The 13783-nt window shown below is 48.8% G+C and carries 3 protein-coding genes and 1 pseudogene; 1 reads left to right on the top strand and 3 read right to left on the bottom strand.

Annotation, left to right across the window (positions count from 1 at the left end; translation table 11 throughout):
* Window positions 1–635 precede the first annotated feature (635 nt).
* On the top strand, window positions 636–1787 hold the full coding sequence (locus FHS18_RS26965; RefSeq protein WP_183603483.1) for a hypothetical protein: 1152 nt from the start codon (window positions 636–638) through the stop codon (window positions 1785–1787).
* Between the two features lie 474 nt (window positions 1788–2261).
* On the opposite strand, the gene FHS18_RS26960 is transcribed toward FHS18_RS26965, so the two are convergent.
* From FHS18_RS26960 to FHS18_RS26950, 3 genes and pseudogenes are all read right to left on the bottom strand, one after another.
* Window positions 2262–3509: a hypothetical protein gene (locus tag FHS18_RS26960; RefSeq protein WP_183603482.1), complete on the bottom strand. Its 1248-nt coding sequence runs from the start codon at window positions 3507–3509 to the stop codon at window positions 2262–2264.
* Between the two features lie 576 nt (window positions 3510–4085).
* A pseudogene (locus FHS18_RS26955) lies at window positions 4086–4258 on the bottom strand (helix-turn-helix transcriptional regulator); the annotation flags it as partial.
* A gap of 26 nt (window positions 4259–4284) precedes the next feature.
* Complete coding sequence (locus tag FHS18_RS26950; protein ID WP_183603481.1) at window positions 4285–13776, bottom strand: non-ribosomal peptide synthetase; 9492 nt, start codon at window positions 13774–13776, stop codon at window positions 4285–4287.
* Window positions 13777–13783 lie beyond the last annotated feature (7 nt).

Raw genomic sequence — 13783 nt, 5'->3', positions numbered from 1 at the left:
AACAACTTAAGGTTGCCGCCGATCCTCGCTGCTACCCCTTTTCCCACCAAGTTGCGGAAGCTTACGCCGGACGCGGGAAATAACCCCTGTTCCCTCACATAATCCAAAAAGGCTTTAGCAATTGGATGCGTACTTCTGAGGCTCCCGTCGGAAGCACTTGCGAATCATCCGACATGGCTAGTGTCACAATCAAACGTCTTTTGATTTGGGTCGTTATTATTCAATTCCCACTTTCATTCAAAAAAGCCAGTCAACTGTCTCGCTGGCCAATCAGGACAAACAACTTGTATTGTCAGCTGCCGCGGCGACAAACTTCTCCCTGGGTCGATGAACAGAGCACAATAACTGAAAACATAATTAAAAGAACCCCCAAACCTATTATTTCGTGGTTTGGAGGTTCTTTATTCTTGATTAAATTTACAAATGGGTGTAATAATGCTCCCGGCCACCTGGCGAATTATGACATTTCATTCGGAGCACGCGGCTCTGGTTCGTTCTTCGGTGAGCGGTCCAGGCGATATGTTCATTCTAGTACTTTTAGTTCAGTCGGTTTTTGCTTTGGCCTACGTTGTCCCATGTACCAGCATATACCAATTGTGATATATTTTTAATAAAACTTGTAGGAGAACAGAAGAATGCCGATAAATATTGATATCGAATTAATTGAGGATTTTAGAGATGTTGTCAATGACAATCCTTTTTTTCGTTACAAATACAAAAATATTGACGGTAAGAATAAATTAAACGCAATTTGTTCTGCTATGGATTGGATAACCGTAACCGCAGATGGATTATGCAATATAGAACCCTCACCAAAAATAGGGATTGGCTATGATCACTTAGAAACACTTAATCTGATGCAATATATAATTTCAATCGATGTCTTAGTTGATGCCATTATTCAATTACACCGTGCCTTAATCACCCCATATCCTCTAAAAAATGATAAATCTATATTTTCTCAGTCTAAATTAAATGACGATACATACTTCAAACATATACGTGCTGTTTTTGGAACTCATCCGGTGAACTTAGATAGTATTGATGGTGTAAAACCAAACACAGAGGAAAGGTTTTTTGCTAGTTGGCCGGCCAAAGCTCCAGGCCATGGTGACTTCATGGTATACGTTTATTCCAACAACCCAGATAAATCAGAAAAACTAAATCCGATATCAATTAACATTGAGCAGCTAAATAGATACGCTGAATTACGGTATCAACTTCTAATTCCACTTAAAGGATTTATAGATTCCTTTATGGATAATCATACAGAAACGAAGAAGACAGAACCGATACCAAAAACCTATTCTGATCCCATCGATTTTGCTGATAACTTGATCAAAGAATCTATTGATCGATTTGGACCTAAATATGGACATCACCATAAGCTTGCTTTTATCCGTAGATTGCTGTCAATTGGAATCAGTCCATCAGCTGATTCCAATACAACAAAGCTTGTTGCCAATTACAAGTCGAGTTTGATTAAAAATCTGAATAACATTCATGATGACCTTCAAAAAATGGATATCCAACACAACTGGGATTATTCAGCATGCGGTTATGAATTTGAAAAAATTGGCAGTTATTTTGCTGCTGGAAATCCAATCGGAATGATGCTTTTTGAGGAATTAGCAAATACAGGTCCTCTACCCCGATATTTAATTGATTCTAATAAAGACGAACAACAATTGATCTTGGAATCATATTTACATCATGCTTGCATTGAGAATGCAGCTACTCCAGTAAACTTTAAGTTTTTTCAAAGTATAAAAATTACAGTGGAGTAACAGCCCATGCAAGGGGTTTGGGAAAACATCGATTTCCAAAAGGAGTCTTATCAAAGTTGAAGGCGCTGCAGTATTTAGTTAAATTCAACTAGCGACGAGCCCCAAGCATGCAGCAACTCCATATTTATCGCCCATTCGGCAATGTGCTCAAGTTCTTGTCATTGACGTATGACAAGAACTTGAGCACATAAAAATAAAGACCCGCTTGATTAGCGGATCTCATTGTACGTATGTTCTTGTCATCCGACAGTGAGCGCGCATAAAAAAAGAGCCCCATTACTTAATGGGCGCTCCATTATCATTCTGATATCGAGGTTACAATACCGTCGTCTAAATATATGAACTTGTAATTATTATATACCCACTGTTCACTTTCCCCGTAAGCAGTGGTTGTTCGGTTGATTTCTTTCGGATTTCCCCATTTCGAATTGCGCACTTCATTCGCAGTCATGCCTATAGCCGGTGATGGGCTCTCTATCGGTGCATACGTTGATGACGAGATGTATTCATTAACACTTGTATAATCGGACCCGTCGCTACGCTCAAGACCTTATTGTTCTTCATCCAATAGCGGGTACCATCGACCACTAGTGCAGATCCTTCAACAGTAGCTGTAGCTTTATATACCTTCACTTTAGGGTCGTTAGGATGGTAGACGGAATAGACCGTTAATCCATCAAAAATGACTTGTGAGATGCCGTATTCGTCACCCCAAGTTCCCCGGAATTTATCTGGTATAGCAATCTTCTGCAAGTAAGTACTAGCACTTTTATACCCCTTTGAGTTCTGTAGATAGGATTTGGCCTGACCAAGTTTCCCTTCTTCGTACAATCTAACACCTTGTATATAGTTCAACTCAGTTAGTCGTTTATTGGTATCTTTGTAACCGTCTGTTTGGTTTAACATACCTATAGCAGATACATAATCTTTACTAGCAATTCGAGTCATTGCCAATTGGTAAAGTGCCTCGGAGTAAATAGCTTTACTGTCTTTATAGCCTAAGATTTCTTTGAATACCTTAACGGCTTCATCGTAGTTTTTCTTAACTTGAAATTCCTTGCCCATAAGATATTTAACTTCCTTAATTTTCAATGCACTGTCTTTATAGTCCTTGATCTCCTCAAACACTTTACCAGAATCAATGTATTTCTTTGAGGCCATTAATTTGCCTGCCATGAGGTACTTGGTTTCAAGGATCTTTTGAGGACTATCCTTGTATTCCTCGATATCTAGAAATAAACGAAGAGCACCTTCATAATTTTCGTGAGAAGCCCTTTTGACTGCTGCACCATACTTGCTCTCCAATAATAAGGATGCAGAATCTTTATAGTCGTCAAGACTTTCAAATGCCTCAATTGCCTTATCAAACTCATTATTTTCCAATGCTTCTTGGGCGCCATTATATTTTACTAATGGGGGTAGGTAAATTATCAGCACAGTAATAATGACTAGACAAAGTGCTCCCATCCCCCCAATAATAAACCGCTTCTTGGATCTATTTATCGGAGGATTATCCAGTTGAGGCGATTTCTGTTCGAGATGGTCATTATCTGACGCAGAATTCTCATCTATTTCGGATTTCTCAACAGTCGAATCCTGATTAGCAAAAAGTAGTACTTCTTCTTTCTCTTGCGTAGTATGAGTAGGTAGTACCCTTTCACCGCAATGATTACAGAACTTACTTTCAAGAGGTAGTGTCTTGCCACAGCTCGTGCACTCCATTGTTGTACCATCCTTTTGTTACTTAAATTGTGATAAGCAGTACCATGTATATCGGCATCATATTTAGAATTTTGAAGAACCTGCTATTTTACTACTATGCATTGTCCCTGTGAAACACAGGCCAAGCGTCCGCTGTGCTTGCGGGTCTGATGCTGCGTACAGAAGAAACCGCAGCGCTGCTGCTAGCAGCTGTCTATTAATATGAAGTCAAGATAATTGGGATCAGTGTTGCTGGCCCCTTTTCTTACCTTGCTCCTTATGCCTCCTATCTTGATACAAACCCCTCTTTGGCCTTTCTAGAGCTTCGTGATGGCAGAGACCGCGGCAATGCCTCCAAGTTCTTGTCATCGACCCATGACAAGAACTTGGGTACATAAATAAAAAACTCCGCATATTTAGCGGAGTCGATTGTACGTATGTTTTTGTCATCCGACAGTCATACTTCTTCTCCATAAAGTTTAAGTGCGTGTTGAAGCTGTTCTTTCAAGATACCCCGTAGTGCAAAGACTTAGCAAAATTGATCATAACTAGCTTGCCTGCAACGGTCTGTAGACAGGAGCCATCCATCCTACCTTACCCGCCATTCATTCCTTGATACGAGATGACCGGAAAGCCAGCGGCGCAGATGACGTCGATATCTCGATAGAGGTTCTCGGGGAAACTTGAAATTCTTCCGCAAACGTGGACGCAGAGATCACTTCGTTGTTCAACAGTTTGTAGATCATAGCGATCAATCGTTCTAATTTCATTGCTGCCCCCTCTCCCCTCCATCAGCCTACATCCAGCCTACGATTCGGCAATAGGTTATCATGAGCGCTATATGGACCTGCGACACTGCCGGCCATTCCACGCCTAGTTCAACCAATATAGCATGCGATTTCTTGGATTGATGAACGAGCTCCTGCCGCTTGGATGCATAGTCTGGACTTAGTTCAAGCAGAACCTTCTCCCAGGCCTGACTGATTTCATTCGTCTGTCCCGTGTCCATGTGATTCCGATTGACGGCTTCAGCTTCACGCAGCAGTTTGTCGACGGGCTCTAATCGGATTTGGCCATCGCCTACTGATTGGTTGATATATTGTGCAGCCTGCCGGTAACTGATCGACCTTGGGTGCGTGACATGTAGAACCGGATCGTTAATTCCGCGGGAGACGATCGCAGCTACTGAGGCACTTGCATAATCGATAAACGAGAAGTCCAGCATTTTGGCTGGTGAATCGGGCATTCTGCCAAGCTGCATCCAAGCGCGCATCAGACCATAAAAGGCGTTATCGCCGATATTGCGCTGGAATCGCCCTGTGCCACTATGGAACACCAGATTGCCGAGCCGCACGACGACAGCCGCATGCCCCTTCTTACGGTGCTCGAGCACTCGTAATTCTGCTTGTTTTTTCGTATCCATATAATAATTGCCCGATATACCGTCATCCGGAAAAGTGTAATCCGTGAATAACAGATCTCGAGTGTTCGGATCGACAGCCGCAGCGACACTCATCGTAGACATATAGTAGAAAGCTTTGCTTCTGCCAGCTGCAGCTAACTGCAGCATGTGCTCCGTACCGGTTACATTAACACGTTCGAACTGTTCACGGAAGCCGTAATGTTGGGTTTTGGCTGCACTATGGATGATGCAATCGACTTCTTCTGCAAGCTTCTCATATACAGCATCTTCCAGCCCAAGCCGATGGAGTTCCAGATCTCCCGCAATGACGACGACTCGATTCGAATACGCTGAGAACGGCGTGTCAAAATAAAAACTCCAGCATTCCGCAGCCTTTGCCACTGCCTCCTTATCATTCATAGCCCGTACGAGCAGACGGATTCGACTGTTCGTCCTCCTCAGCAGATCATGCAGCAGATGGATTCCGAAGTAGCCCGTTGCACCAGTCAGCAGAATTTCGTTGAACGATACACCTTCACCACGCTGGTTCTTCAGATCCGCCAAGACCCGAGCCTTGTAATGGCGAAGCTCTTTCTTTAATGTCGAGAGGCTGACGGCTGCAGGAAACACGTCTTTGGATTCTGGATTGACCGATTTGCTTTTGCTTTTGACCCGAATATGCGTTCTTAATTCAGCTGCGCTCTGGTATTCGAATAGATCATTGATCCGAATCTCGAACCGATCAGATAGTTGAGCAACAACCCGAATCGCCTTGATCGAATCGCCGCCGTTCTCGAAGAACCGATCGTGAATACCGATCCTTGCGCCAAGTACAGCTTGAAAAGAATCCACGATAAGAGACTCCATCCAGTCTCGCGGTTGATCTGCTGCCTGTCGATCGGCCTTACTCGACCATACCGCACTTGCGAGCTCTCTGAGCTGTTTTCGATCTATCTTGCCGTTAGCTGTCAGTGGAATAGCCGTAAACTTCAAGAAAAGCGAAGGCCGCATATATTCCGGAAGCCGCTCCTCACAATATTGCATCCATTCTTTCTGCGATATCTCTCGATCTGCTGCATATCCGGCACACAGCACTTTATTCTGGCCGATATCGGTATGATCGAATACGATTGCGCTGCTCACTTCAGGATGTTCACTGATCACCCGCTGTACCTCTGCAGGTTCAACACGATTGCCGCGAATCTTCACTTGTTCATCGATTCTTCCGAGAAATTCTAACGTACCATCTGGACGCCATTTCGCCCTGTCACCAGTACGGTACATGCGTTCACCAGGAGAGAATGGGTTCTGGACAAAAGCGCGCTGCGTCTGCTCTGGCAGTTGCCAATACCCAAGAGACAGCCCTGCTCCAGCAATACACAGTTCCCCAGCAAGGCCGATTGGCATTAGCTGATGATCCGCGCTAAGGATATAGATCCGGCTGCCGGCGACAGGACGGCCAATTGGGATATTCGACTCGTCATCTTGCACGAGATGGCAGCTGGCGACAACGGTATTCTCTGTCGGGCCATAATTGTTGTACACCTCATAACGCTGCGGCACGAACGAATTCAGCTTATCGCCGGCAGTGAGCAGGAGGCGCAGCGATCGATTCTCCTGCGTCATGAACGATTCCGAGATTTGGGTCGGCAAGAAGGTCACCGTAATTCCAGCAGCTTCGTAATACGCATTTAGCTCAGGAATGTCCAGTTTCAGCAATTCCGGTATGACATGAAGGGCTGCGCCTGCGATTAGATACGGGAAGATCTCCAAGATCGATGCATCGAAGCCGAGTGAAGCATACTGTGTGCTTCTATCCTCTGCGCCAATCCGATAGAACTGACGGTGCCATTCTACCGCGTTGACGAATGAACGCTCTCCGATCATGACCCCTTTGGGATGACCCGTCGAACCAGAGGTGAAAATGAGATAGGCCAGATCCCCTACCTCCCGCCGGACTAGCACATCCGAGTCGTTCTGCTCCTGGAGGAGCGCCTCATATGTTATTGCAAGTGTTCCCTGCTCGAACACACATCCATCTAGCAGATCATCGGCAATGATCACAGCCGCTGCGCCTGCTTCCTTCACGATCCGTTCCATTCGCTGCTTAGGAAGTATTCTGTCGATAGGCAGATACACCGTACCACTTTTCATGATACCAATCGCGGTGATGATCGCTTCGATGGAGCGATCCATAACCATAGCCACGATACATCCACGACCGATGTCTTGCCGCATTAACGCGCGTGCCACCCGGTTGGCGTATTTATGAAGTTCATCATAAGTCAGGCTGTCCTTCCCGTATACGACCGCTGTACGTCTTGCATGCGCACTGAAGCTATTCTCCAACAGTTCAAGTACTGTTCGGCCGCAGGCATACGGCTGCTCTGGCGGATTGAATGCGTGCAGCGCACTCGTCTCATCTGCCGAAATCCATTCCATCTGCGCAAGCCGAGCGGACGGATCCACAGTTGCCGCATGGAGAAGGTTCATGAAATGAGCCGACATCGCAGCGACGGTCCTGCGTTCGAACAACCCTGCATCGTATTCGAAATGAAACGCAAGTTCATCGCTCGTCGTTTCCGCCTCGACGAGCAAATCGAACTTTGCCCGGTGAATACCTGCACGATCACGCCGGAATCGTTGAGCCTTCTCTCCTGTCGTCGCATCTGACGCAAGCACGAACATCGTAGCGAACAAGGGATTGCGGCCAGGTTCACGAGAAGCAGCCGCATGGCTGACGAGCAGTTCGAACGGGTAATCCTGATTCTCCAGCGCATTGGCAATATTAGCCCTTGTCTCTTCCAGGAATACGTTGAACGGTTTCTCCCCTAATGGATAACTGCGTATCGCCAGCGTATTAACGAGCATGCCGATCGTATCCTGAAACGCGGGATTACGGCGTCCGGCAGCTGGCGTGCCAACGACGAGATCAGACTGTGACGTGTACTTGGACAGCCACACGTTATAGACGGCGAACAACAGCATGAATAACGTGCTTGAATGGTCTTCCGCCAATCGATTCAATTTGTCTGCTGCATGACGATCCAGGCTTACGGTCACACGTCCTCCATCACCGTTCCGTAGGGAAGGCCGTGGGAAATCCAGCGGAAGCTCTATAACCGGCACTTCTATCTCATATTGACTCAGCCAATAGGCCTCCTGCTGCTTGAACGAATCGCTCTTTACTTGCTCGTGCTGCCAGAGCGCTGCCTCCCTGAGCTGAACGATTGGCCGATCCAATGCCTGACCGCCATCGTAAATCACCATCAATTGGTTCATGAAAAGATCGACGGATACACCATCTGCGATAATATGGTGCATGTCGAGCAGCAGCTTATCAGGCGCTCCGGACGACATTCGGATAAGCTTCGCACGCAGTAATGGCGCTTGTGCGAGATCGAAAGGGCGAATGAAGGTGCGGACTGCAGCTTCCAGATCCGCTTCGCGGTCGATTGTCTCCTCTTGCAGAGTTAATTCAGCCGCACTGTGTATCCGTTGAACGGGCTGCTCTTCCTCGATATGGAAGCTGGTACGGAACGCTTCATGCCTGGCGATCATTTCCTGCAACGACGATTCCAGCCTTTGCCGATCTGGTCTTGGCTCATTTGAAGACGCTATCCAGCTCCAAACCATTGGCATATTATAGGCAGGGCTCTCCTGATGTTGGTGATGGGCAAGGAATAAGTTCCGTTGTGAATAGGCAATCGGATAAGTGGCGTTATTGAAGTTGGGTGCATGAAGAGCGGGCCTAGTGTCGATTGCCACAACCGGAGTTGAGTCGCCCGCTTCCATCAACGGCAGCGCCTCACCTGCAATGTCCTCTACAGTGGCTACAAGCCGGCGTACAGTTGGTTGTTCGAATAGGATACGTACTGGCAGCTTCATACCCAAAGCTTGATTCATCGCGGCGATCAGCCGCATCGCGATCAAGGAATGACCGCCAAGCTTGAAGAAATTGTCGTCGATTCCGATCGGCTCCGTCCCTAGCGTCTCCTGCCAGAGCTCGAGCAGCCGCAACTCCATTTCGGTACATGCTGCCTTCAGATCATCCGCTCGACTATCATTCACCTCAATATCCGGCAGCGCATTGATGTCGATCTTCCCATTCATTGACAATGGCATTCGATCCAGCTGCATACAAGCATGTGGAACCATATGGACCGGCAATCCAGCACCAGCATGAATAGTCATCTCCGACGAATGAACGTTCCGGTCAGCTGTATAGTAGAGCAGCAGCTCCATAGACATTCCAAGCTGCTTGACCCGGACTACAGCCTCTCGAATAGCTTCGTGCCTCATCATCCAATGTTCGATCTCGGCAATTTCAATCCGGTAACCGCGAATCTTCACCTGACGATCCTGCCGCCCTAGAAACTCGATCGCACCGTCAGAGCGCCACCTTGCCATATCGCCCGTCTTATACACCCGTTCTTGGTCTCGGAATGGACTTACAATAAACTTATCCGCTGTCAAAGCCGGCTTGTTGCGATAGCCTTGAGCTACGCCATCTCCGCCGACCCACAGCTCACCTACTTCACCGACATCGAGCAGCTGACCGGCATTCCCAACGATGTAGGCCGTAGAATTGCTGACGGGATACCCGATCGGAATCGAATCTTCATAATCCTCGTCGATCGTAAAACAGGTCGAGAACGTCGCATTCTCCGTCGGTCCGTAAACGTTGATGAGACGGGTACGTTGGCATCTCTCCCTGACTGCCTTGGCCACCTGCGGCAGAACGACATCTCCCCCGACGAGCAATGCCCGAAGCGGGGCGAACAGCTCTGCCCGCTCTGCGGCCAGTTGATGGAACAAAGGACTTGTCAGCAGCATAATCGTAATACCATGAGTGGCGATAAGCTGCTGCATGCTGTCCGCAGCGAGCAGATCGTATTTATCCGCAAGTACCAACGTGCCCCCGTTAAGCAGTGCGCCCCATATTTCGAATGTCGAGGCATCGAATCCTATCGCACCGGCTTGCAGAATCTTGTCTTGCCCAGGATGGAAATCAATATAATTGGCACCTCTAACCAACCGCACAACGCCGCGGTGTTCGATCATTACCCCTTTAGGCATACCAGTCGATCCAGAAGTATACATCACGTACGCTAAGGCATTCGCGTCTGTCTCAACCATAGCTGCCCGCATCGAATCGCTTGCCGTCTCCTGCTCACAGCTTTCCTCTGTCCGTACAATTCCGATCGGCAGCGTGCTGACCCTGGCCGCATACATAGAGGTGGTGAGCATACGTGCTGCTCCTGCATCCTCCAGCATGTAACGAATACGTTCGTCCGGCAGCTCCGGATCCAAAGGCATATATGCACCGCCTGCCATAAGTACGGCGAGTACGCTGACAATATAATCCAAGGAACGCGGAAGCATGATCCCAACGATCATACCGCTTCGGACCCCTTGCTCATGTAAAACGCCAGCCAGCAGCCTCGCACGGCTCTCGAGCTCCCCATAAGTAAGAGACAGCGATCCATGGACAACGGCTGTCTGCTGTGTGAACAGCTGCACCTGTTCGGCGAATAGAGATGGGATACTCGCGGTATTCGGGTAATCGACTGCGGTATCATTGAACCCCTGCACCCGTTGTTGCCGTCTCACTAAGCTCGGCAGTCTGCAGGAATCGACAGCTGTATCGCTGTACGACTCAGCTGTCCACGCAGCCAGCGCCTTCAAGTCATCCGCCAACAACGTAATCGTCTCTTGGCTGAATCGGTCAGCTGCATAATCGAAGCGGAAGATCAGCTGTCCATCCTTCTCCTCGCCTTCCAGCAGCAGATCGAACTTAGGGTCCTGATCCGGTGCAGGCAACCGTGTCACCGATTGGCCAGACAAGGCCAACGTCATTGGACCGGCATTCTGCCAAACAAACACCGTATCGAATAGCTGTTCCGGAGCGGTTTCCTCCTCTTGGCGAATATGCCTGACGAGACGCTCATAGGGATAGAGCTGATGCTCGTAAGCTTCCAATAAAGTCCGATTCGTTCGTCCTATCCATTCTGTAAGTGTCATACCGTCTTCAAACTGGCCGCGAATGGCCAGCGTACTGACGAACATCCCCACCTGCTGCTGTATTTCCGCATGATGGCGGGAGGCCGCCGCTGTCCCGATGACCATATCGGATTGTCCAGTTCTTCGGTGCCACAGCAATTGGTACAGCCCGAATAAGGTGGCGAATAAGGTCGACCTCTGCGAGTCTGACCACATCTTTAACTGAGAACTGATATCTGTGCTTAGATGGAATTCATAACGACCCATCCCTCTTGGCTGAGAGGGTGAGACGTTCTTGTCATAAGGCAGCCGGAGCGGTACTATTGGCTCGGCATATATTTGATGCCAGTAGGCTGCCTCCTTCTCTCCTGGCGTTGAATCGAGATATTGCTGTTCCCACTCTGCATAATCGACATAAGAACCAGCAACGGGAACAAGCTGTTCACCTGCATAGAGCCGTGACCATTCATCCAGCAAGACCGACATCGACTTACCGTCGGAGACGATATGATGGACATCCAGCAGCAACAAGCATTCCGCTTCATGTACCAGTACTGCGGCATGCAGCAATGGGGCTTGCGTGAGATCGAATGGCCGAACAAAATCACGCCTATACTGTTCGCTGCTCCCGTCCCAATCCTGTGGATCGACAGGCATAAGGTTGAGAATAGCCTGTGCCGATTCCTGCACGCGCTGAGTCGGAATCCCTTCGATGACGGTAAAGGATGTGCGAAGTGAATCATGCCGTTCGATCAACTTCTGTAAGGACTGCTGAAGACGAGCAACATCTACAGGTCCGTCGATGCGCCAGCACATCGGAATATTGTAGGCAGTACTCTCAGGTACAAGCTGCTGCTCAACGAACATACGCATTTGCGCCGAAGAGAGCAGGTAGCGGTCCTTCACCGTGGCAGGCGCTAACTGCTGCTCTGCTGGCCCTTCCGTCTGAGCTAGCTGCAAAGCAAGCACAATAGCGGCCTCATTTACCGATGGATAATCGAATAGCGTCTTGATCGAAAAGGGTACGCCGAATGTTCGCCTAATCTGAGCTACTAACGCCATGGCCAGAATGGAATGTCCGCCGCATAAGAAGAAGTTGCTCTTGCTGTCGATCTCTTCTTTACGGAGCACTTGCCGCCATAAGGTCAGCAGTGCATCTTCCAGCTGAGTTAGCTTCTCACCTGATTCCTTGTGCTGGTAAGGCGTTGTAGACGGCTCGGTATCTGGTGCCGCCAGCAGCAGAGCACTTCGGTCGATTTTGCCATTGCTCGTAAGCGGCATACGTTCCAACCGAATGAATTGAGCTGGCACCATATAATCCGGCAGTTCTGCACGTAATTGGTCAGCAAGCGCCGCAGTAGTCACACCGGGTTCTGCGACATAATACGCTGACAATTCTTGGTCTGTCTCTCGTCCTTGCGTGAGTACAACGGCTTCACGAACACCGGATAAGCGGAGCAAGTGATGCTCGACTTCCGCCAGTTCAATCCGGAAGCCACGGATCTTCACCTGATGATCTGCTCTCCCGAGGAACTCGATCGCACCATTACGGTCCCTCCTTGCCAGATCGCCTGTCTTATACAACCGCTCACCTGCACGGAATGGACTGCTGATAAACTTCTGTGCGGTCAATTCCTGCTCCCCTAGATATCCACGCGCAACGCCGTCCCCGCCAACCCATAGCTCACCTACAGCCCCGATCGGGAGCTCTTGTCCTGAATCATCCACGATATAGGCTGTTGCGTTGCTTATTGGCCAACCAATTGGAATCGATGCCTCGGGCAGCTGGCTTCGATCAACTGGATAATACGTCGAGAACGTCGTATTCTCTGTCGGTCCGTATCCATTCACGAGTCTCAGGTTCGGACATGCATGCAAGACAGCCAATGCTTTCAATGGCTGGACTATATCGCCGCCAACGATCAGATCGTCCAGCGCTTGAAACAAGCTTGGGTCATCAAGCACCAGTTGGTGGAATAACGGAGCGGTCAACCACATCATCGTGATGCGATGCCGTGAAAGTACGCTTGCTAGGTTCGCGGTATCCAGCAGGTGATGCTTGTTAGCCAGTACCAGGCAAGCGCCGTTCAGAAGCGCACCCCATATCTCGAATGTTGAAGCGTCGAAGCCCGGTGAACCTGTCTGCAGCAGCCGGTCGATCCCTGGGCGAAAGGTGACATAGTTGGTGTTGACGACCAGCCTGATGATACTGCGATGCTCGATCATGACCCCTTTCGGACGGCCGGTTGAGCCAGATGTATACATGACATAAGCCAGCGCGCTGCCCTTGTTCGCACCTTCTGCATCAGATCTATCTATAACCTGCGTACGATCCTCATAGGCGGACATTGTTCGCGTTATTCCATCGCCTGTTTCTAGTATCTGATCGAACGAACCGTTTATGTCGAAGGAAATATCATCAGTAAGCATGATTTCACCTGTATAATCTGCTAATTGACCTGTATTTCCGGAAGAAGTCAACAAGAGCTTGGCACCACTCTCCAGCAGGATGGTTCGAATTCGCGCCTCAGGCAGCTCCGGATCTATCGGCACATATGCGCCTCCAGCCATCAACACAGCGAGCAGACTCGCAATCCAGTCGAAGGAACGGTCGAGCAGTACTCCTACCAGCTGCTCCCTCGCAATCCCCCGGTCAACAAGCTTGTGGGCGAACTGAGCGGCACGTTCGTGAAGCGCATCATACGAATACGATTTGTTCTGGGCATCCACAACTGCTGTGAACGAGCCGAACTGTGCCAACCGCTGTGCGAACAGTTCGTGAATCGCTGCATCCTTGGGGTAGTCTGTCGTCGTTTCGTTCCATTCACCCCCCTTGTGGTGATCGAACAGCAATAATTCGGAATGGTCTATAGAATCGCTCAAGCTGTAC

The sequence above is a fragment of the Paenibacillus phyllosphaerae genome, assembly GCF_014192105.1.
GTDB classification, from domain to species: domain Bacteria; phylum Bacillota; class Bacilli; order Paenibacillales; family Paenibacillaceae; genus Paenibacillus_Z; species Paenibacillus_Z phyllosphaerae.
Note: the sequence above shows the minus strand (reverse complement) of the source record. Positions and strands in the feature narration are given on the sequence as shown.

Coding starts and splice junctions, on each gene's coding strand:
- FHS18_RS26965 (WP_183603483.1), top strand. CDS start 636: ATGCCGATAAATATTGATATCGAATTAATTGAGGATTTTAGAGATGTT.
- FHS18_RS26960 (WP_183603482.1), bottom strand. CDS start 3,509: ATGGAGTGCACGAGCTGTGGCAAGACACTACCTCTTGAAAGTAAGTTC.